At 40.2% G+C, this 21,945-nt stretch carries 20 protein-coding genes and 3 other annotated features; of the genes, 4 read left to right on the forward strand and 16 right to left on the reverse strand.

Translation table 11 applies throughout. The features are described 5' to 3' along the window. Positions 1-28 precede the first annotated feature (28 nt). The gene (locus J7Q84_RS12785) at positions 29-1,726 is read right to left on the reverse strand and encodes an AMP-binding protein (RefSeq protein WP_209094956.1); all 1,698 of its coding nucleotides are present in this window, start codon (positions 1,724-1,726) and stop codon (positions 29-31) included. A gap of 338 nt (positions 1,727-2,064) precedes the next feature. On the opposite strand from J7Q84_RS12785, the gene J7Q84_RS12790 reads away from it, so the two are divergent. Next, positions 2,065-2,466 carry an S-Ena type endospore appendage gene (locus tag J7Q84_RS12790; protein ID WP_209094957.1) on the forward strand — a complete coding sequence of 134 codons (402 nt, stop codon included), beginning with the start codon at positions 2,065-2,067 and terminating at the stop codon, positions 2,464-2,466. A gap of 159 nt (positions 2,467-2,625) precedes the next feature. Here J7Q84_RS12790 and J7Q84_RS12795 read toward each other — a convergent pair whose 3' ends face one another. The 4 genes from J7Q84_RS12795 to zapA all read right to left on the reverse strand — a co-directional run bounded on the left by J7Q84_RS12795 (position 2,626) and on the right by zapA (position 7,593). Further along, complete coding sequence (locus J7Q84_RS12795) at positions 2,626-4,983, reverse strand: endonuclease MutS2 (protein WP_209094958.1); 2,358 nt, start codon at positions 4,981-4,983, stop codon at positions 2,626-2,628. Positions 4,984-4,996: 13 nt separating this feature from the next. Further along, positions 4,997-6,715 carry a DNA polymerase/3'-5' exonuclease PolX gene (gene polX / locus J7Q84_RS12800; protein ID WP_209094959.1) on the reverse strand — a complete coding sequence of 573 codons (1,719 nt, stop codon included), beginning with the start codon at positions 6,713-6,715 and terminating at the stop codon, positions 4,997-4,999. Positions 6,716-6,787: 72 nt separating this feature from the next. After that, positions 6,788-7,327: a CvpA family protein gene (locus J7Q84_RS12805; RefSeq protein ID WP_209094960.1), complete on the reverse strand. Its 540-nt coding sequence runs from the start codon at positions 7,325-7,327 to the stop codon at positions 6,788-6,790. Then, a complete protein-coding gene (zapA, locus tag J7Q84_RS12810) occupies positions 7,327-7,593 on the reverse strand; it encodes a cell division protein ZapA (protein ID WP_209094961.1) in 267 nt (88 codons plus the stop codon). Before zapA ends, J7Q84_RS12805 begins: the two co-directional genes overlap by 1 nt. 127 nt (positions 7,594-7,720) lie before the next feature. Here zapA and rnhC point away from each other — a divergent pair, with 127 nt between their 5' ends. Further along, complete coding sequence (gene rnhC / locus J7Q84_RS12815; protein WP_209094962.1) at positions 7,721-8,653, forward strand: ribonuclease HIII; 933 nt, start codon at positions 7,721-7,723, stop codon at positions 8,651-8,653. A gap of 18 nt (positions 8,654-8,671) precedes the next feature. Next, positions 8,672-8,974, forward strand: a complete 303-nt coding sequence (locus J7Q84_RS12820; RefSeq protein WP_209094963.1) for an antibiotic biosynthesis monooxygenase family protein — start codon at positions 8,672-8,674, stop codon at positions 8,972-8,974. 90 nt (positions 8,975-9,064) lie between these two features. On the opposite strand, the gene pheT is transcribed toward J7Q84_RS12820, so the two are convergent. The 3 genes from pheT to J7Q84_RS12835 form a co-directional block, all read right to left on the reverse strand. Beyond that, the gene (pheT, locus tag J7Q84_RS12825) at positions 9,065-11,485 is read right to left on the reverse strand and encodes a phenylalanine--tRNA ligase subunit beta (RefSeq protein ID WP_209094964.1); all 2,421 of its coding nucleotides are present in this window, start codon (positions 11,483-11,485) and stop codon (positions 9,065-9,067) included. Between the two features lie 19 nt (positions 11,486-11,504). Next, positions 11,505-12,539: a phenylalanine--tRNA ligase subunit alpha gene (pheS, locus tag J7Q84_RS12830; RefSeq protein WP_209094965.1), complete on the reverse strand. Its 1,035-nt coding sequence runs from the start codon at positions 12,537-12,539 to the stop codon at positions 11,505-11,507. Positions 12,540-12,595: 56 nt separating this feature from the next. After that, positions 12,596-12,820, reverse strand: a binding site (T-box leader). Between the two features lie 37 nt (positions 12,821-12,857). Continuing rightward, a complete protein-coding gene (locus tag J7Q84_RS12835; protein ID WP_209094966.1) occupies positions 12,858-13,625 on the reverse strand; it encodes a TrmH family RNA methyltransferase in 768 nt (255 codons plus the stop codon). 167 nt (positions 13,626-13,792) lie between these two features. Between J7Q84_RS12835 and sspI the strand changes: the two genes are divergently transcribed. Next, the gene (gene sspI, locus J7Q84_RS12840) at positions 13,793-14,005 is read left to right on the forward strand and encodes a small acid-soluble spore protein SspI (RefSeq protein WP_209094967.1); all 213 of its coding nucleotides are present in this window, start codon (positions 13,793-13,795) and stop codon (positions 14,003-14,005) included. Positions 14,006-14,030: 25 nt separating this feature from the next. Here sspI and J7Q84_RS12845 read toward each other — a convergent pair whose 3' ends face one another. The 8 genes from J7Q84_RS12845 to dnaI form a co-directional block, all read right to left on the reverse strand. Further along, positions 14,031-15,116 (reverse strand): M42 family metallopeptidase, encoded by a 1,086-nt coding sequence (locus J7Q84_RS12845; protein ID WP_209094968.1) that lies wholly within the window; start codon positions 15,114-15,116, stop codon positions 14,031-14,033. A gap of 137 nt (positions 15,117-15,253) precedes the next feature. Beyond that, a complete protein-coding gene (locus tag J7Q84_RS12850; RefSeq protein ID WP_209094969.1) occupies positions 15,254-15,745 on the reverse strand; it encodes a dUTP diphosphatase in 492 nt (163 codons plus the stop codon). A 365-nt stretch (positions 15,746-16,110) separates the two neighbouring features. Continuing rightward, positions 16,111-16,470, reverse strand: a complete 360-nt coding sequence (gene rplT, locus J7Q84_RS12855) for a 50S ribosomal protein L20 (RefSeq protein WP_209094970.1) — start codon at positions 16,468-16,470, stop codon at positions 16,111-16,113. A gap of 38 nt (positions 16,471-16,508) precedes the next feature. Next, positions 16,509-16,709 (reverse strand): 50S ribosomal protein L35, encoded by a 201-nt coding sequence (gene rpmI, locus J7Q84_RS12860; RefSeq protein ID WP_209094971.1) that lies wholly within the window; start codon positions 16,707-16,709, stop codon positions 16,509-16,511. A gap of 21 nt (positions 16,710-16,730) precedes the next feature. Further along, positions 16,731-17,234, reverse strand: a complete 504-nt coding sequence (gene infC / locus J7Q84_RS12865; protein WP_209094972.1) for a translation initiation factor IF-3 — start codon at positions 17,232-17,234, stop codon at positions 16,731-16,733. Positions 17,235-17,301: 67 nt separating this feature from the next. Continuing rightward, positions 17,302-17,432 (reverse strand) — a sequence feature (ribosomal protein L20 leader region). 261 nt (positions 17,433-17,693) lie between these two features. Beyond that, positions 17,694-19,625, reverse strand: a complete 1,932-nt coding sequence (thrS, locus tag J7Q84_RS12870) for a threonine--tRNA ligase (RefSeq protein ID WP_209094973.1) — start codon at positions 19,623-19,625, stop codon at positions 17,694-17,696. Between the two features lie 45 nt (positions 19,626-19,670). Then, positions 19,671-19,889 (reverse strand) — a binding site (T-box leader). A 66-nt stretch (positions 19,890-19,955) separates the two neighbouring features. Beyond that, the gene (ytxC, locus tag J7Q84_RS12875) at positions 19,956-20,801 is read right to left on the reverse strand and encodes a putative sporulation protein YtxC (RefSeq protein WP_209094974.1); all 846 of its coding nucleotides are present in this window, start codon (positions 20,799-20,801) and stop codon (positions 19,956-19,958) included. Positions 20,802-20,998: 197 nt separating this feature from the next. Beyond that, positions 20,999-21,931 carry a primosomal protein DnaI gene (gene dnaI / locus J7Q84_RS12880; RefSeq protein WP_209094975.1) on the reverse strand — a complete coding sequence of 311 codons (933 nt, stop codon included), beginning with the start codon at positions 21,929-21,931 and terminating at the stop codon, positions 20,999-21,001. Between the last annotated feature and the right edge of the window lie 14 nt (positions 21,932-21,945).

Genomic DNA, 21,945 nt, shown 5'->3' on the forward strand with positions numbered 1-21,945 from the left:
GCATTAAGAAAAGGCCCGAAGGCCCAAGTTATGCATTCTTTCTCTTTTGCATTTCTTCTTCAACCAACACACGCCGTAAAATTTTTCCAATCGTTGTTTTCGGCAGCTCTTTACGAAATTCATAAACCCTTGGTACTTTATAGGCAGCTAAATATTTTCTTGTAAATTGATTCAGTTCTTCCTCCGTACACTCTGCCCCTTCCTTAAGAACGATATACGCCTTTACCGTTTCTCCTCTATATGGGTCAGGCACCCCCACCACAACCGCTTCCTGTACATTTTCATTTTCATATAACACTTCTTCCACCTCGCGCGGATATACATTAAACCCGCTTGCTACAATCATATCTTTTTTTCGGTCGACAATATAAAAGAATCCTTCTTCATCCATGTACCCCATGTCTCCTGTATAAAGCCATCCGTCCTTCAGTACTGCAGCAGTTTCCTCTGGTTTATTCCAGTATCCCTTCATAACTTGTGGCCCTTTTACGATAATCTCGCCGATTTCTTTGTGTTCAACAGGTTCTCCCGTTTCCAAGGATACGACTCTCGCAACTGTATCCGGCCATGGAACACCAATGCTCCCCGCCACTCGCCTTGACCATAGGAAATTACTGTGTGTAACCGGAGAAGATTCTGTTAGGCCGTAGCCTTCTACCAGTTTTCCTCCTGTCGCCTTCTCAAATTGCTCTTGCACCTCAACAGGCAGCGGTGCAGACCCACTTAAACAAGCACGAACAGAAGAGATATCATACTTTTCAAGCGCTGGATGATTCAACAAACCGATATACATCGTAGGTGCGCCCGGAAATAATGTTACATGATGCTTTTTAATAGCCTTCAGCATCTCTAACACATCAAACTTAGGTATAAGTACCATTTTATACCCTTGCATAATAGAAATGTTCATCACAGTAGTCATTCCGTACACATGGAAAAAAGGCAGTACACCAAGGAGAACCTCTCCCCCTTTTTCACAGTTATATAACCAATGAATGCCCATTACTGTATTGGATACAAGATTTTCATGAGTCAGCATCACACCTTTTGGAAAGCCTGTAGTACCTCCTGTGTATTGCAGAAGCGCTAAATCCTCCTTCGGATCAAAGGACATCTCCAGTTCTTCTTTTGAAGCCGTTTTCAATATATTTTTGAAAAGACGAATGTCCTCGGTTTCTTGCACTTTTATAATCATTTTTGTTTGCTTCTTTTGTACAAACGGATATAGTAGATTTTTAGGAAATGGCAGAAAATCTTTAATGCTTGTGACGATGACGTGTTGCAGATTTGTAGAGGATTTTACAGTTGTCACTTTCGGGTATACTAGGTCGAGGCAAAGAATGATTTTGGCACCGGAATCTTGCAATTGATATTGCAGCTCACGCTCTGTATACAGAGGATTCGTCTGCACAACGATGGCACCTGCTAAAAGAGTACCATAATATCCGATAACTCCTTGCGGACAATTCGGCAGCATAATGGCGACCCGGTCGCCTTTTTCAATACCTAATGATCGTAAATAATTCGCAAATTGCAGTGCTTGTGAATACACTTCCTGGAACGTAATATCCTTTCCCAAAAAATGAATCGCGATTTTATTTGGCAATTGCGCAGCTGTATCCTTCAAATACCATTGCAGCGGCTTACATTCCTGCTCAATTGTATACGGAATTTCTTGCGGATACTGCTTCAACCACGGTCGTTCCTGAAATAGTTCAGATGTCATAGGCTGTCTACCTCCCCATACTAAAAAAATGAATAAGACCCGTCATTATACACTCAAGTCCATACTTGAAATCCATTTCATTATAGTACACAGAAGTTACTGTTACAATCATAATATTTTAAAAATTCAGAAATTATTATACTGATTCAAATACGGACATATAAAAAGATTTCTATATAAGGTTAAGTATCTTTTGTATGGCTTGCTCCTTATACACGATTTCTTAAAATTAACTTTTCCATGCGCATCTGAAAAATGTGCTTCCTTCCTTCAAAAATACATATTATTACCCTCACTTCTTGTCCACCACCACATACAATATCGTAGGAGGTGATATCATGAGTTGTAAAAAACCTATCTGTCCCATCGCTTTTCCTGTTTTTGATTCCCATTGTGTTCCTTGTCCTCCCCGGCCGGTCAATCCTACCAAAACTCGAAAATGCTTTGAGAACTGTGTTCCATTTCGAGTAGTAGGAAATCAAAAAGGCTCAACGATTTTTACAGCAGGGACTTCCACATTCCCAAACACTATAGCAGCTACTGTTGAAAACACTTCAGACTTCTTAATCAACGTCATTGTTTCTTTTGAAGTTGGTCAACAAACCATTGGAATCCAACCACACTCCTCTTTATCCTTCGTATTTGACGATGTAACCCAAATCAATGTATTCGGCTCAAACCAATCCGGATTTAGTGATGGTATTTTCAAATTCGATGTGTGCTACACATTCGAGGTATAAAAAAACTGAGCACAGCAAACCAGCTGTGCTCAGTTCTTTATTTATTCCCCTCTTACTTGCTAAAAAATAACATATAAATAACACCTAACACTAAAAAAGTTCCACAAATGGCAAGGAGCACCTTTGCCAATTTTTCCATGAACATAGTTCCGTACCCCTTTATTTTAATTCTACGACCGTCACTCCGAGTCCGCCCTCACCAATATCTCCATAACGGAAGCTCTTAACTGCCCGATGCTTCTTCAAGTATTCTTGCACACCTTGGCGCAAAGCTCCTGTTCCTTTCCCGTGAATGATGGAAATACGCGGATAGCTTGCAAGAAGAGCATCGTCAATATACTTCTCAACCCTGTGCAAAGCATCTTCGTATCGTTCGCCGCGCAAGTCTAGCTCTAAACTAACGTGATAGTCTTTTCCTTTTACTGTCGCCAGTGCTTTTTTCTCTGTTTGCTTTGGACTGCTGATATATTCCATGTCCTTTTCTTTGACTTTCATTTTTAAAATTCCAATTTGGACTTGCCACTCCGTGTCAGTTACTTTTTCAAGCAGCTGTCCTTTTTGTCCAAATGTTAACACCTTAACTTCGTCCCCTAGTCGGAAGGTTTGCTTTGGTTTCGCTTCCGTGACAGCTTTTTTCTTCTCTACAAGCTTTGGCACTGCGCCTTCCAAACGGCTTTTTGCTTCAATCAATTCATGCTCTTTTACATTAACAAGCTGCTCTTTGCGCAGATGGCGAAGCTCTCGAATAATGGATTCCGCTTCCTTCTTAGATTGCTCTACCTTTTCCTCTGCTTTGCGCTCTGCTTCTTCAAACATTTTGTCACGCTGCTCATTAAACTCCAAGATTTGGCGCTGCAATTCTTTATGAAGCTTTTCAGATTCCTTGCGAAGCTCTTCAGCTTCCTTCCATTCTCGTTCAGCATTCTTTTTACTTTCTTCCAGCTTGGCAATCATATTTTCTACTTTATTAGCTTCTGAACTTGTATGGCTTCTTGCACGATCAATGACACGCTCTGATAAACCAAGACGCTTGGAAATTTCAAACGCATTACTTCGTCCAGGAACCCCTATTAACAGCCTGTATGTAGGACTTAATGTATTTACATCAAACTCCACACTCGCATTAATAACTTTTTCTCGGTTATAGCCGTATGCTTTCAATTCTGGATAGTGCGTTGTAGCAACCACACGTGCTCCACGGTGATATACTTCGTCTAAAATAGAGATGGCAAGAGCTGCTCCTTCTTGCGGATCTGTTCCTGCTCCCAGTTCATCAAACATAACTAAGCTTTCAAAATCTGCTTGTTCTAAAATATCAACAATATTCACCATATGAGATGAAAATGTACTTAAGCTTTGTTCGATAGATTGTTCATCACCAATATCAGCAAATACTTGCTTAAACACGCAAATTTCAGAACCGTCAAGCACTGGAATTTGCAAGCCGGATTGAGCCATAAGCACACATAACCCTATTGTTTTTAATGTAACAGTTTTCCCACCTGTATTCGGCCCTGTAATAACAATTGTCGTAAAATCTTCACCAAGCTCAATATCGTTCGGTACCACTATATCTTGTGCAATAAGTGGATGACGAGCTTTAAGCAGCTTCATATAACGATTGTTATTCAATTTTGGCTTAGAAGCTTTTAACCGTTTTGCATAAAGCGCTTTGGCAAAAATAAAATCAAACTCGGCTAACACTTCCACATTTTCTAAAATGATATCAGCTTCAGTTGCAACAGCTGCAGACAATTCAATTAAAATTCGTTCAATCTCCTGCTTTTCTTTTACTTTAGCTTCTTGCAGCTGGTTATTCAAATCAACAACAGACTGCGGTTCGATAAACAGGGTTTGCCCGGAAGCAGACTGGTCATGAACAATTCCTCCATACACATGACGATATTCTTGCTTTACCGGGATAACATAACGCTCGTTTCGAATTGTTACAATAGCATCAGACAGCATTTTGGACGCATTAGAAGAGCGAGTTAAGTTTTCTAGCTTTTCACGGATGCGAGATTCTGCACCGCGTATTTGCTGGCGGATGCTTCGCAGCTTTTCGCTTGCACTGTCAAGCACTTCTCCCCCATCTCCGATACAACTATTAATATTTCTTTCTAAATGATTAAGAGGCTCAATTCGTCCTGCAAATCCTTCTAAAATCGGCAGCTCGTGTTCATCTTCTACCATAGATTCAATAAAACGTTTCATCTGTCTACTCGCATACATGGTGCTGGAAATATCCACGAGTTCTTGCGGGCTCAATACACCACCGATTTGCGCGCGCTTCACATGCATACGAATATCGAAAGCTCCTCCCATCGGAGCATTTCCCTTTAACCGAATAACTGTGACAGCTTCATCTGTCGTTTCTTGTAAATGCACTACCTCTTCAAAATCTATGCTCGGCTGCAGCTTACGCACTTTTTCACGTCCTAAAGAAGAAGAAGTGTGTTCAAATAGCTGCTCTTTCACTTTGTCATATTCAAGTACTCGCAATGTACGTTCTAACATAAAAATCCTCCTACTACTTATGGCGGCGGATAAAATCTAAAAGCTTATCAATTTCCCATGTATTCACTACATTTTCTTTTTGAATCCAGCCCTTCCTTGCTGCCGCAACGCCGATCTCCATATGCTCCAACATATCCAACTGGTGCGCATCGGTATTTATCGCTATTTTCACGCCTGCATCCTGTGCTTTTTTTAATAAATCCGCTGATAAGTCCAAACGCTGTGGATTTGCATTCAATTCAAGCACCGTGTCTGTTTCTTTTGCAAGCTGAATTAATAATTCTGTATCTACATCGTAGCCTTCCCGGCGGCCAATCAGACGTCCCGTCGGATGAGCTATCATATTGACATGATTGTTTTCAATTGCCGTGCGAAGACGCTTCATAATCTTCTCTCGTTCCTGTGAAAAGCTTGAGTGGATCGCTCCGATAACAAAATCCAGCTGCTGCAATACCTCGTCATCAAAATCTAATGTAGCATCTGGTAAAATATCCATCTCAATTCCCCGTAAAATTGTGAAATCGGGGTATTTGTCGTTGATCTTTTTAATTTCCTCTCCTTGCTGAAGCAACCGTTCTTTTGTAAGGCCATTGGCTACCTTTAAATACTGAGAGTGATCTGTAATAGCAATATAGCTGTATCCTCGTTTGATTGCAGCCTGAACCATTTCTTCAATGGAAAATGCACCGTCACTCCATGTTGTATGCATGTGCAAATCTCCTCGAATATCCTCAAGCTCAATCAAGTTGCCATACTCATAAATCCACTCAATTTCCTTTCCGTCTTCTCTTACTTCCGGTGGAATATAGGGCAGGCTAAAATGCGCAAAAAACTCTTCTTCAGACTTGAATGTTTTTACTTCTCCACTTTCGAGATCTTCAACACCGTATTCACTTATTTTTTTATTTTGCGCTTTCGCAATTTGACGCATTTTTACGTTATGATCCTTAGATCCTGTAAAATGATGAAGTGTCGTAATATATTCATCCGGCTTCACTAAACGAAAGTCGACACCAAGGTCATATTCATACTGCAAACGAAACGATACTTTCGTATCGCCATTTGCAATAACCTCCACAATCTTATCCAACTTCAGCAATTCTTCCCTTACCGCTTGCGGCTCATTTGTCGCAATAATGAAATCAAGATCCTTCACAGTCTCACGTACGCGGCGCAAGCTTCCAGCACGAGAAAAACGCTCAATTGCTTCGATATGCGCAAGCCTTTTCTCTATTTCTTCTGCAATAGGAATAACAAACGCAATCGGCAAACGCTCTGGACGATTCCCAAATTGCTCGATCGCTTCCAATATTTTTTCCTCTGTTTTTTTACCAAACCCAGCTAGAGCTTGTACCTTCTTCTCATGGCAGGCCTGTTTTAATGTAACTAAGTCGACAACCCCGAGCTCTTTATAAAGCTTAGCAAGTTTTTTTCCTCCAAGACCGGGAAGCTTCAAGAGCGGAACCAGGCTGCTCGGCACTTCTGTTTGCAGCTCTTCAAGCGCTGCTGATGTTCCCGTTTCTATGTACTCTAAAATCACTGCAGCTGTCCCTTTTCCGATTCCGTTGATTTTTGTAAAATCTTCAATCTCAGATAAGCTGCGGTCATCTGCTTCCAATGCAGCTGCCGCCTTGCGAAATGCAGAAATCTTAAACGGGTTTTCCCCCTTCAATTCCATATATAAGCCTATTGTTTCCAACAGTTTGATTACTTGTTTTTTGTTTACGCTCATTTTTTCCACCTCTTTTTCAGAACGCCCTCTTTGCATACCTTTATGAAAAAACTTCCCTTATTAAAAGAGAAGTTATACCTTGTCCCCAAACACCCATAACTCTTTTACTGTTTCAGAAAGAATCGGTGTATCTTCTACGATTAATTTTGGCAATACAGATTTTTGAAACGACGCTTGTACATGTTGCTGCGGAAATAAAGATAACGCGAACATCACTATAAATAAAATTACATATACTTCTAGAAATCCTAAAAGGGCTCCTCCGAATGAATTTACTTGCTTCAAAACCGGAATTTGCGCAAACATATTGAGCAAATTCCCTGCCAACATAAACACGATTTTTGTTGCTATAAACAAAATAACAAATGCAATAGCCTGGTAGAAAACATCTTCAACATTCACCTGCTCAAGCCACGTATGCATTGTGACTGTCGTTTCTAACGGATAAGGAATAATTCCTTTAAGTACTGGTGCTATATCATCATAATACACATACGCCACTATATATGCCGCAACAAAGCCTGCCAAACGTACAACCTGAAGAATTAGCCCCCTCTTTAATCCAAAGAAAAACCCAAGCACCAATAAAAGGACTATGAGCACATCCAGCATTATTCCATCATTCCTTTTGTTTGAAGTCGTTCCCTTAGTCTTTCATGTTCTTCACGTAATTTTATGTAATCATGCACTACATTGACGGCTGTAAGTACTGCCAATTTATTTATATCAAGAGACGGGTTTTTAGCATTGATTTCCCGCATTTTATCATCTACAATCGCAGCAACCATACGAATATGGCTTGTACTTTCATCTCCTACGATTGAATATTGTTGTCCATATATATCAACGTTAATTCGTTTTTTATTTTGTTGTGACAAAGCAATGTCCTCCAATCAACATACAAAATCCTAAATTTAATCATACCATGAAAAAACGGTATATGGAAAGATTAACACCAATTCTGTATGATTAAAAGTAGAAGTCCAAAACAAAGGAGCGAATATTTTGTCAAATCAAGTCGTATTAAAAACAACTGCAGCTGCTATTGAAAAAATGAAAGCTTATTACGTATCCAGTCTGCAGCCCAAGGTACCGCAAGGAGGCATATTTTCCGCAAAAATTCCCGGCTGCACTATCACTGCCTATAAATCAGGAAAGGTGATGTTTCAAGGCCCTGAATCGACACAAGAAGCTAGCCGCTGGGGAACTGCTGAAAGCAATGAAATTCCTAAAGCTCCTACAGTTAAGAAAACGACAAACTATACTCCACCTGCTTCTATAAGCAGTATGTCCATTATTGGGTCAGATGAAGTCGGAACAGGAGATTATTTTGGCCCAATCACCGTTGTTGCAGTTTATGTTGATAAAAAACAAATTCCTCTACTGAAGGAGCTTGGAGTACGGGACTCCAAGAATTTGAATGATGATCAAATTAAAAAAATTGCCAAAGATCTGCTTACCGTTGTCCCGTACAGCTTACTGTCCTTGCATAACCCTAAATACAATGAATTGCAGCAACGCGGAATGAATCAAGGTCAGATTAAAGCCTGGCTTCATAACCAAGCCATTCGAAACGTATCAGAAAAAATCACACCTGAAGCACCGGAGGCTATCTTAATCGACCAGTTCGTGCAGCCAGATACATATTATAAATATTTAGCAAGGCAAAAGGATGTACAAAAGAAAAATGTCTACTTTGCTACAAAGGGAGAAAGCGTCCACGTCGCAGTTGCAGCTGCTTCCATTTTAGCCCGGTATGCTTTTGTAAAGCAATTTGACGAACTCAGCAAAAAAGCAGGCTTCTCTTTACCAAAAGGCGCTGGTGCACAAGTGGATGCAGCAGCAGCTAAACTGATTAAGAAATACGGAGAAGAAAGCTTGAAAAAGTTCACAAAGCTGCATTTTGCAAATACAGAGAAAGCCAAGCGCCTTATCTAATAACAAAGGAGGCACAGTATGGTACTCGAAACTGCCACGTTATATGTAAAAGAGGGGATGGAGCACGAATTTAAAGCTGCTTTTCAAAAAGCTTCTGTCATTCTCTCATCTATGAATGGTTACATTTCTCACAAGCTTCTTAAATGTATAGAAGCCGAAAGAAAGTATTTACTTTTAGTAGAATGGGAAACGCTAGAGGACCACACTATCGGATTTCGTACGTCTAAAGAATATCAAACATGGAGAGGGATGCTGCATCACTTCTATGAACCCTTTCCAGTAGTAGAACATTTTGAGGATGTTTCTTATAAGAAACATTAATAAGTATAAAAAAGAGCTGAATTCAGCTCTTTTTGTACTGCTTCTCTTCCTACGTAAAAAAGCAGCCCTCAAGCAAAGGGCTGCTTTTTATTATTTACGCAATGCTGCGCCAAACTTTTCTTCTACAGCTTGCAATACATTGTTGTGAGCAGCTGTTACTTCTTCGTCTGTTAGCGTACGTTCTGGATCAAAGTAGCGCAGAGAGAATGCAAGAGATTTCTTGCCCTCTTCCATCTTTTCACCTTCGTATAAGTCAAACAGCGTTACTTCCTTCAGTAGCTCGCCGCCTGCCTCAATGATTGTGCTGCGAATTTCACCTGCTACCGCAGCTTTATCTACTACAAGTGCCATATCACGAGTCATGGACGGGAAACGTGGAATGCTTGTGTATTGCACTTCTTCAATATTCGCTTGGAATAATTTTGCTAATGACAGCTCGAATACATAAGTCTCTTTAATATCAAGCTGCTTTTGTAATTCTGGATGTACTTGACCGACAAAGCCGATTTCTTCACCTTCTAATAAAATGCTCGCTGTACGCCCAGGGTGCATACCATCTCTATTAGCGGCCTTATATTCTACTTTGTCCGTCACTCCTAGAAGCTCGAACACACCATCAAGCACACCTTTTATAACGTAGAAATCAACAGCTTTCTTTTCACCTTGCCATGGATGATGAAGAGTAAAGCCTGTCATCGCGCCAGCCAAATGCTGATGCTCTCGCGGCAGGTCCTGTTCAGATGTCGGAACAAATACAGACCCAATTTCATATAAAGCCACATTTTCGACATTACGATTAGTATTGTAAGCTACCGCATCTAAGAGATGAGGAAGCAGGCTTAGACGAAGCTGACTGCGGTCTTCGCTCATTGGCAATGCCAAACGAACCGGCTCTTTGTCCCCACCTTGCAGTGCAAACTGCGCTGCTTTTGCTATATTTGTTAAAGAATAAGTAACAGCTTCGTAAAGACCCGCACCTTCTAAATAGCGGCGTACTTTACGGCGTTTTGCTTGGTTCTCAGTTAAACGTCCGCGAGTTGTTTCAGCAACCGGCAGCGTAGCAGGAATACGATCGTATCCATATAAACGACCAACTTCTTCCACTAAGTCCTCTGAAATAGTAATATCCGGTCGGCGCTTCGGTACATTCACTTGGAATGTTCCTTCTACTTCTGTATACGGGAACTTTAAGTTATGGAAAATTGTTGCAGTCTCCTGTGCTGTAATCTCTGTACCAAGCACACTATTGATTTTCTCAATGGAAACAGAAACAGTCGTTTGTTCTAAACGAAGATTATCTACTTCGGCAACACCTTCTAGCGCTTCACCACCCGCATATTTCGCCATTAAAGCGGCTGCATGCTGCATAGCTTCAAATGTACGAGTCGGGTCGATACCCTTTTCAAAGCGCGCGCTGGATTCACTGCGAAGTCCTAAATCTTTAGAAGCTTTACGCACTGTTGCACCTGTAAAGTAAGCTGATTCAATTAATACATTTGTTGTATCGGCATCTACTTCAGAGTTCGCTCCCCCCATCACACCGGCAACTGCTACTGCTTTTTTGCCGTTTGTAATAACAAGATGATCTCCTTGTAATGTACGTTCACTGCCGTCTAACGTTTCGATAGTTTCACCTTCCTCAGCAAGACGAACAACGATTTCCTTTGAATTTAGTTTATCGTAGTCAAATGCATGAAGCGGCTGACCGTATTCCATTAAAATGTAATTTGTAATATCTACTACATTGTTAATTGGACGAACACCTGCCGCCATTAAACGTGTTTGCATCCAAATTGGAGAAGGAGCCACCTTTACGTTTTTCACCATCTTCGCAATATAAAGCGGGTTTTGCTCTGGTGCATTTACCGTAACACGAATATAGTCTGATGTTTTTTCTTCAACTTCGTGCAATTCAACAGAAGGGCGTTTTACTTCTTGACCTAAAATAGCTGCAACCTCGTATGCTACACCGAGCATATTTAAGCAGTCTGCACGGTTAGGTGTCAAACCAAGCTCCAATACCTCATCATGAAGGTTTAATAACTCCAGAGCATCTGCTCCTACCTCTGCATCATTTGGGAATACGAAAATTCCTTCTGAATACTCTTTCGCAATTAGCTTAGATTCAATTCCAAGCTCTTGCAAGGAGCAAATCATCCCTTGAGATACTTCACCGCGGAGCTTCGCTTTCTTAATTTTAAAATTGCCTGGTAATACTGCTCCAATTTTCGCAACAGCTACTTTTTGACCTTGTGCTACGTTCTTTGCCCCACAAATGATTTGCAGTGGTTCGTCTTCGCCAACATCCACAAGACATTTGCTCAGTTTGTCAGCTTGCGGATGCTTTTCACGCTCTTGTACATAACCAACAACGACACCGCTGATGCCCTTATTTAAAACCTCAACACCTTCTACCTCAATACCACTCTTTGTGATTTTATCAGCCAGTTCAGAGGCAGTAATACCGTTTAAATCTACATATTCTTGTAACCATTTATATGATACGAACATTGGTTAATTCCCTCCTTTATTACAGTCGTTTGAATTGTTGTAAGAAACGAACGTCATTTGTATAGAAATGGCGAATGTCATCTACTCCGTATTTTAGCATTGCAATACGCTCTGGTCCCATACCAAAGGCAAACCCTTGATATTTTTCAGGATCATACCCAGCCATGCGCAGTACGTTTGGATGTACCATTCCTGCTCCTAAAATTTCAATCCATCCTGTACCTTTACAAGTACCGCATCCTTTTCCACCGCACATCATGCAAGAAATATCCATTTCAACAGACGGCTCTGTGAATGGGAAGAAGCTTGGACGAAGACGAATTTCACGCTCTTCACCAAACATTTTTTTTGCAAATGTTTGCAGTGTTCCTTTCAAATCGCTCATGCGAATATTTTCATCTATTACAAGACCTTCGATTTGCATGAATTGATGAGAATGCGTAGCATCATCATCATCACGGCGATATACTTTACCCGGACAAATAATCTTAATTGGACCTTTGCCCTCATGTTTTTCCATTGTTCTTGCCTGCACCGGCGATGTGTGAGTGCGAAGCAGAACTTCTTCTGTAATGTAGAAGGAATCTTGCATATCACGAGCTGGGTGACCCTTTGGTAAGTTCAGTGCTTCAAAGTTGTAATAATCTTGCTCAACTTCTGGTCCTTCTGCAATCTCGTATCCCATTCCGATAAATAAATCCTCAATCTCCTCAATGACAGCTGTCAGCGGGTGATGACCGCCTGTTGATACCGGGCGGCTCGGCAATGTTACATCAATTGTTTCTGCCGCTAATCTGCCTTCAATCTCCGCTTTCTCCAGCTGCTCCATTTTTGCTTCGAGCTGCTGTTGAATAGCTTCACGCACCTCGTTGACTAAAGCTCCCATACGCGGGCGTTCTTCTGCAGACAGCTTGCCCATACCTCGCAATACCTCTGTAATTGGACCTTTTTTACCTAAGTACGCTACGCGAACATCATTTAATACTTTCACGTCGTCAGAAGCTTGAATTTTCTCAAGGGCTTCTTGCTGTAACTCTTTTAAGCGTGCTTCCATGTTTGAAACCTCCTATATTTAAAATAAAAAAATAAACATAAAAAAACCTCATCCACATAAGGGACGAGGTTATCTTCGCGGTACCACCCTAATTAGCAAAATACATCTGCTCACTTCATTGATTTAACGGCTTTCAGCCGGAATGCCTTTACATTTTCATGGTCCTGGCATCAACTCCAGAGGTGAATTCACTTGTTTCCTCCATAAAAATGCTTTCAGTCTGCGGCATTTTCTCCCTGAATGGCGAGCGACAAGCTACTTTTCTCTATCATCGTTTTTTTCATTATTTCACTTTTTACTATTATAGAGAGTTTTTTTTCAATTAGCAACATGAGTACGTAAATAATATGTTAAAATTCCTGCTGCTACGGATACATTCAGTGATTCTGCTTGTCCATAAATCGGAATATACAGGTTTTTGTCACACTGCTCAAGCAGCTCTCTTCGTACACCGCTGCCTTCGTTTCCAACAAGAAGTGCAAATGATTCAATCGGCTGTACTTCTTGGTACGGAACTGCATCTTGTAAAGACGTTCCAAATATTGCTATTCCCTCATGCTTTAGCTTCTGAATCCATTCCAGCAGGCTTCCTTTAATGATTGGCAAATGAAAGACAGCACCTTGTGTAGAACGGAGCACCTTGCTGTTGTATACATCCGCGCAGCCCTCTCCGATAATCACGGCGCCTATCCCGGCTGCATCTGCCGTACGAATAATAGTTCCAAGATTCCCAGGATCTTGCACACCGTCAAGCAATAAAAACGTTCCACCCTGTAAAGGTACGTTTTGATAGTTGCTTTTCTCACAGACCGCGGCTATCCCCTGCGGTGTTTCTGTTGCGCTAATAGCTTCCATTATATAAGAGGGTACTACATATATTTCTACATTGTCGACGTTCCAGCCAGCAGGAAAAGTTACTTCTTCGCTTATGATAATCTCTTGAATACACTCTTTCCTTTTTAACGCTTCTTCTACAAGATGAAAGCCTTCCACAAGAAACTTCCCTGCTTTATCACGTTCCTTTTTCATCTGCAGCTTTTTCCACTGCTTTACTCTTTGGTTTTGAATTGAATCAATCTTTTTCATGAGACGTTCCTTTCTTTCCTAACATGCTCTCATTATAGCCTAACTCGCATACATATTTACAAGAAAATTAACGGAAACTATCGATAAAATGAAACTTCCATCCATCTGCTCTCTCAGAACAGATGATTTGGATTCATTATTTTTATTACATAAAAGAGGTGTATACAATGAGTTTTAATTTACGTGGTGCTGTTCTGTCAAATGTGGCTGGAAATTCTCAACAAGAGTTAGAGGCGACCATTGTGGATGCAATTCAAAGCGGAGAAGAAAAAATGCTTCCAGGACTTGGAGTATTATTTGAAGTCATTTGGCAGCATGCCAACCAAGATGAAAAGCATGAAATGCTGGCAACATTGGAAAGCGGACTAAAAAAGAGCTAAGGCGCCTCAGCCTTAGCTCTTTTGATTAATTAAATGTAATTTGGTGAACAGCATCTGTATCCAAACGTTTAATAACCTCTACAACTAACTTCACAGCATTTTCATAGTCGTCACGGTGAAGCATGGAAGAATGAGAGTGGATATAACGAGTTGCAATACCGATAGATAATGATGGAACCCCGTTCATAGAAACGTGGATAGCACCAGAATCTGTGCCTCCTCCAGGGATTGCATCGTATTGATAAGGAATATTAAGCTCATCTGCTACTCCTACAACAAAGTCACGAAGACCTTTGTGAGATACCATAGACGCATCATACAGCACGATTTGCGGGCCATTGCCCATTTTTCCTTGTGCTTCTTTTTCAGTCACACCTGGCGTATCTCCTGCGATGCCGACATCTACAGAAAAAGCAATATCAGGCTGAATGAAGTTTGCAGATGTTTTTGCACCGCGAAGCCCTACTTCTTCTTGTACAGTTCCTACACCATATACAATGTTCGGATGCTTTTGGTCTTTTAATTGCTTTAATACATCGATCGCAATTGCACAGCCAATACGGTTGTCCCATGCTTTTGCAAGCAGCATTTTTTCATTTTTCATAACTTGGAATTCAAAATAAGGCACAACTTGGTCGCCTGGACGTACGCCCCATTCCATTGCTTCTTCCTTGCTCGCAGCACCAATATCAATAAACATATCTTTAATATCTACTGGTTTTTTGCGCGCTTCAACTGGCAAGATATGCGGCGGTTTAGAGCCTATTACGCCTGTAACATCTCCATTTTTTGTCACGATTGTCACTCGTTGTGCAAGCATAACTTGGGACCACCAGCCCCCAACAGTTTGAAAGCGAAGGAATCCCTTATCATCAATTTGCGTAATCATGAAGCCAACTTCATCTAAGTGGCCCGCAACCATAATTTTAGGACCATTTCCATCTCCCACTTTTTTTGCTACAAGACTTCCAAGATTATCTGTTGTAACTTCATCTGCATACGGAGCTATGTATTTTTTCATCACTTCACGAGGTTCACGCTCATTGCCCGCAACCCCTTTTGCGTCTGTTAATTCTTTTAACATAACTAACGTGCTGTCTAATTGTTTCATGTTACAGACCTCCTTTTTCACTATCCCTTCAATTATACAAGAGTTATCAGAAATGTTCAAAATTAGTTTAAAAGTGCGGCAAGATTTACTTATACAAAAAACCAGCAGCGATGCGTCGCTGCTGGTTTCACATACCCTTAATACCCTTGTGTTTGACGTGCATGATTCACTTCATTCTTTGCCAAGTAAGCACCTTCAATATCTGATTCTGTGAAATTCAATGCCTGTCCTAGACGAAGATAACCTGTAAACATTTCAATATAGTTTGTAATCGACGGCTGTTCTCTGAATCGATTGATCTTCGTATATACATCTAAAAAAACTTCCACTGTTGTTTTAGTTGTTTGTGCACACTTATAAAACAAAAAGTTTTTATCGATTCCGAGGTCAATACCAATAGATAAAATAAAATGAAGGCCGTCTACGTACTCTTCCAGCACGACTTGACGCTCAGAGGACGGCTTATTGCTCCAATATTTGAAACAGCGTGTTTCATTTGCTAGTTCACCCACTTCTACAAGAAGTGCCAGCATTTTTTCTTTTAGTAATTTTTTAGGCTCTAAGTTATGTTCACGTAGAATACGCTCATCCAATTCCCGTTGCAATTTAAATAGATGCAGTAAATCCATTTTCATGCCCCCTAATTTCGACATGAAACCATTATAACAATGGAGGGCACCTGAGAAAAGATAATTTACATAAAAAATATAAACTTATGTATTGGTTAAAGAGGAAAAAACAAACAGAAAACAGCATATCTTCTCTAAACTTCTAATAAATGCAATATATGCCGTCCTACATTGGTAGTATCATTATAAAAATTATGCCAAAATGACATCGAATTGATCCAAAATAAGAATTAATTGCTCCAAATCCAAAATTAATTGCTCCGAAACAACATCGAATTGATTCAAAACCAGAATTAGTTGATCCAAACATGGCTTTTTCCTACAAAAAAATCCTTCAGGTATTCACCCAAAGGATTTTTATATCATTACTTATTTACGCTGTTTTTTGCAACTGTTGCTAATTCAGCGAATGCTTTTTCGTCAGTGATCGCTAAGTCAGCAAGCATTTTGCGGTTAACTTCGATACCAGCTAATTTTAAACCATGCATTAAACGGCTGTAAGAAAGACCGTTCATACGAGCTGCCGCATTGATACGAGTGATCCATAATTTACGGAAGTCACGTTTCTTTTGACGGCGGTCACGGAATGCATACATTAAAGACTTCATAACTTGTTGGTTAGCAACTTTGTATAAAGTATGTTTGGAACCGAAATAACCTTTCGCTAATTTTAAAACTTTTTTACGACGTTTACGAGTAACTGTACCACCTTTTACTCTTGGCATATTGTTTCCCTCCTAGATAATCTATATAAACCGAGATATTATTTAATGTTGTCTAACATTTGACGGATACGTTTGAAGTCACCAGCACTTACTACTGCAGACTTACGTAATTTACGTTTAGCTTTTGTAGATTTGTTAGCGAATAAGTGACTTGTGTAAGCATGAGAACGCTTAAGCTTACCAGATCCTGTTTTTTTGAAACGCTTTGCAGCGCCGCGGTGAGTTTTTTGTTTAGGCATGAAGGTTTCCTCCTCTATCTATTACTTATCGTTTTTAGGTGCTAAAATTAAGAACATGCTGCGGCCTTCCATTTTCGGCGCAGATTCTACCGTACTTACTTCTGCACAAGCTTCTGAAAAACGGTTCAATACACGTTGTCCGATTTCTTTATGAGTAATCGCACGTCCTTTAAAGCGAATAGACGCTTTAACTTTGTCGCCTTTTTCAAGAAACTTGATTGCATTACGAAGCTTCGTATTGAAGTCATGCTCGTCAATTGTCGGGCTTAAACGAACTTCTTTAATGCTAATAATTTTTTGGTTTTTGCGTTGTTCTTTCTCTTTCTTTTGCTGCTCAAAGCGGAACTTTCCATAATCCATAATACGGCATACCGGCGGTTTCGCATTTGGAGCAACCATTACTAGATCAAGATTCACATTTCCAGCTATTTCTAATGCTTCTTGGCGAGTTTTGATTCCAAGTTGATCACCGTTAGAACCAACTAAACGTACCTCACGAGCACGAATTTGCTCGTTGATCATCATGTCCTTGCTAATAGTAAGCCACCTCCAAGGTTTCTTTAGAATACGTCTCTGGCTATAAGGATTTACACCCAATAAAAAAGTGCGGGCATATATACACCCACACTTTTGACGTCATAAATTTATCACGATCATCATCTATACCTGTCAACTGCTTATTTGCGTCGTTCAGGTGAGAAGCGGGTGCTCCTGCTTTCCATAAACAAGTATTCTGTTTTTCCCTAGCAACTATATCACAATACATAAAGACATGTCAAGAAGCGAATAGCTTTCATAACAACAAAAAATATTGTAACAAACTATTTGCAGGATGGCAATAGTTTTTTTGATGTATTTTAAAATGCCTCTCTTAATAGATATGTTGCGGCACAGCTTCTTTCTTCAATTCTTGACCTTAGGCAGACAAAAACCACCTATTGTTTGTGTATCAAAAAGCTGCGGCAGCAGCCGCAGCTTCTCTTGTTAACGCTTCGCCTCTGCAGCAATCATATCCACAAATGCAGCAAGTGGCATTGTTTCTGATTTTTGTTCACCGTATTTGCGCACATTCACACCATTGTCTGACACTTCATTGTCGCCGACAACAAGCATGTATGGAATTTTTTTCATCTGTGCTTCACGAATTTTGTAGCCAATTTTTTCATCTCGAGTATCGACTTCTACACGAAGACCAGCCAGTTGCAATTCATCTTGCACCTTCTTAGCATAGTCTAAATGCACTTGCGGTGAAACAGGAATCACTTGCACTTGCACTGGTGCCAGCCAAGTTGGGAATGCTCCTTTGTATTCTTCAATTAAGAAAGCGACAAAACGTTCCATTGTTGAAACTACACCGCGGTGAATAACAACCGGGCGATGGTGTTTACCATCTTCACCGATATAAGTTAAATCAAAGCGTTCAGGTAACAAGAAATCCAGCTGAACAGTAGATAATGTTTCATCTTTCCCCAGCGCTGTACGCACTTGTACGTCAAGCTTTGGTCCATAGAACGCTGCTTCGCCTTCTGCTTCGTAATACTCCAGACCCATATCGTCCATCGCTTCTTTTAGCATGCTTTGTGCTTTGTTCCACATGTCATCATCATCATAGTACTTCTCTGTATCTTCCGGATCACGGTATGAAAGACGGAAGGAGTAATCATTTAAACCAAAATCTTTGTATACTTCTAACACCAAACGGACAACGCGGATGAATTCTTCTTTAATTTGATCTGGACGTACGAAGATGTGAGCGTCATTCAACGTCATCCCGCGTACACGCTGCAAACCGGATAATGCTCCAGACATTTCATAACGATGCATTGTACCAAGCTCCGCAATACGAATCGGCAATTCACGATAGCTGTGAATATCATTTTTGTACACCATCATATGATGGGGACAGTTCATTGGACGAAGTACAAGCTGCTCATTATCCATCTCCATTGGAGGAAACATACCGTCACGATAATGGTCCCAGTGACCAGAAGTTTTGTATAACTCTACACTTCCCATTACAGGAGTATATACATGATCGTAGCCTAAGCTTACTTCTTTATCGACAATATAACGCTCAATAATTCGGCGAATAGTTGCTCCTTTTGGAAGCCAAAGCGGCAACCCTTGTCCTACCTTTTGAGAGTTAGTAAACAAATTCAACTCTTTGCCCAACTTGCGATGGTCACGCTCTTTCGCTTCTTCTAATAAGCGTAAATGCTCATCCAGTTGTTCTTTTTTAGCAAATGCTGTACCGTAAATACGCTGCAGCATTTTGTTTTTGCTGTCCCCGCGCCAATACGCACCGGCAATGCTCAATAATTTAAATACTTTTGCTTTTCCTGTAGACGGAAGATGCACACCGCGGCAAAGGTCGAAAAATTCACCTTGTTCGTAAATAGAAATTGTTTCTCCTTGCGGCAGCTCGTTAATCAGCTCTAGCTTCAAATCATCACCGATTTCTTCGTAGCGGCGAAGCGCTTCTTCACGGCTTACCTCCAACCGAGTGATTTCAAAATTTTCTTTAATGATGCGCTCCATTTCTTTCTCAATTTTCGGAAGATCCTCTGGAGTTAATGACTCCTCTAAATCCACATCATAATAAAATCCATTTTCAATAACTGGCCCAATTCCGAGCTTCACATTTTTATACAGACGCTTAAGAGCCTGTGCTAAAATATGCGCAGAAGAGTGGCGCAAAATCTCTAACCCATCTTGGGAATCCAACGTAATGATAGAAATGCTTCCATCTTCTTGGATTGGTGTTCTTAAATCAAGTAATGTATCGTTAAGCTTACCTGCCACGGCTTTTTTCTTTAAGCCTGGGCTGATTGAAGCTGCGATATCTTCTGTAGTCGTCCCCTTCGGAAACTCCTTCACTGCTCCGTCAGGAAATGCGATTTTTACTAATTCTGACATTACGGTTCACTCCTTTTAGATAAAATAAAAAACACCCGTCCCCCAAAAAGGGACGAGTGTTGATTTCGTGGTTCCACCCTTGTTTCAGCCAATTCACTTTGACTGCTCAAGTTCAAATAACGGTCGCATCCGTCAGCAATTACTATATGTTCACTGCTGAAGTTCAGAGGCGGTAAGACAATTTCCCGTATTAGGAAGCTTCCAGCCAAGGCTTCCCTCTCTAAAAATCGTAGAAAATGCTCATGTCCTCATCATAACTGTTCAATATCTTATTATGTAGCATATTATATGATTATCTGTATAGAAAATCAAGGTGTTATCTGCCTATTTTTATTCTGCTCGAAACTTTTTTTCAAATTCTTGCACAGAGTATACTTTCACACGTTCCTGAAACACGTTTTGAATAGTAACTACCATGTTGTCGTCCAAATAAGCTGTGTACAGATGGATTTTCTCTGGAGCAATCGATACAAGCGGAGCAATAACATTCGCATCAATGTAAAACTCATTGTGCTTGACGATTTTCTCATCTATATATTGGACAAGCTTTTCTTGATTTAAACATCCTCCCTTTTCATCGTAAAAAATAAAATCACCATTAAATACGAGATGAATACTAGACAGTCTTGCCTTACGATTGCTTACATGCTGCCTTAATGTTTCAATGAAGGTTTGATAATCTTGTTCAAGCTTATATTCATCTATCGCTAATTCCGTAACCCTGAGTAGATACATCATATATGGCTTCAATCGAAAACGTACAAGCGATTCAAATGAGAAAGAAATAGGATTTTGAATAAAGCCTTGGAGGGCTTCAAATAAAAGCTCGTCTCGCGATTTACCTGTCCCCTTTTTCGGTATATCCTTTCGACTTCCGTTCATGATGCTATGAGCAATATGTAAAATCTCATTATGTTCTTCTATATCATGATAATAGAAGACTCGAGACAAAACTGACATAATCCATTTATATTCCTTTGTTTTCAAAATAAACTGTATGAGTACTGGTATTAAAACCACTTGGATATAGACATCTTCCTCAAAAGGAAGATCGATAAGAACAGTATATTCTTGCAGCCTCACACTTCCTGTATTTGAAACACCAGAATGGTATTTTTCTAATTGTGCGTACACGAATGCAGCATCATTTAGTTCTTCAAAGTGGATTTCGATCACTTTTGTCCCCCCTTCAAGGTTAAACATCTGTTCTTATGTATATTAAAGAGATGTCCAAAAAATGATAAAGGGAATAAGAAAAGCTTTTTAAATCCCCAAAATACGATATAGAAAAAAGAACCACTGTTCAAAAGAGTGTTTGATTCACCACTTGCCTTATGAGAGTTACATTCATAAAAAAAGAGAATGACAACATGTCATTCTCTCCGATTTTTTCCGGATAGCTTTACCGGTGTTGCTAAATATTTAATACGCTCCATGACACGGGCTGCCTTCAGTTTTTCTTCTTCTCCGCGCTGCGTATAGGTTAAATGATGCTCTAACGCCTTCATGTCAAAATTCGAGGTGAAAAACGTCGGAAGATTTTCAAGCATACGGAACTGTAGAATAGATCCGATGATATCATCCCTGACAAAGCTAGACATTGCTTCGGCCCCTATATCATCTATCATCAGTACAGGGATTCGTTTTACGACTTCAATTTTCTCATTCATCGTATTATCTTGCATAGACCCTTTTAATTCCCTTAAAAATTCCGGTAGATAGACGAGCATAGAAGCAATATTACGCGAAGCAAGTTCATTGGCAATTGCACCTAAAATATAGGTTTTTCCCACACCAAACGAACCGTACAAATACAGCCCTTTTGTCATTTTTCCAGGTTCATACGCATCTAGAAATGCCTGTGCCGCTTGGATAGCCTGAAAACGCTGCGGATCAGAAAGATCCATTTCACCCATAGAAGCACCTAAAATTGCTTTTGGAACATACAAGCTTTGAATAAGAGATTCATGCTTTTTCCGTTCGTCATGTACAACTTTTTTAGGGCAGCGATCATATTGAATATCGATCATCTTCCCTTGTATAACTAAGTGCGGATGATAACCTTGCAGCATATTTTTACATTGTGCTAAACTGCCGCATCCTTCACACTCTATACTTTGTCCAATGTATTCATATAGCTTAATTAAGCTGCGTTCAATCATTTCATTTGTTACGGTATCCTTATGCTCCGCCAGAAATAACTGAATACGCGGATGAGACATGACCTCTTCCTTTAGAGCTTCATATCGATTTTTAAAATTTTCATTTTTAATTAACTTTGCAAAAGCATTCTGCATTCGTTCCATTTTCTTCACCTCAA

The organism is Bacillus sp. 165 (assembly GCF_017742235.1).
GTDB lineage: Bacteria > Bacillota > Bacilli > Bacillales > Bacillaceae_G > JAGHKQ01.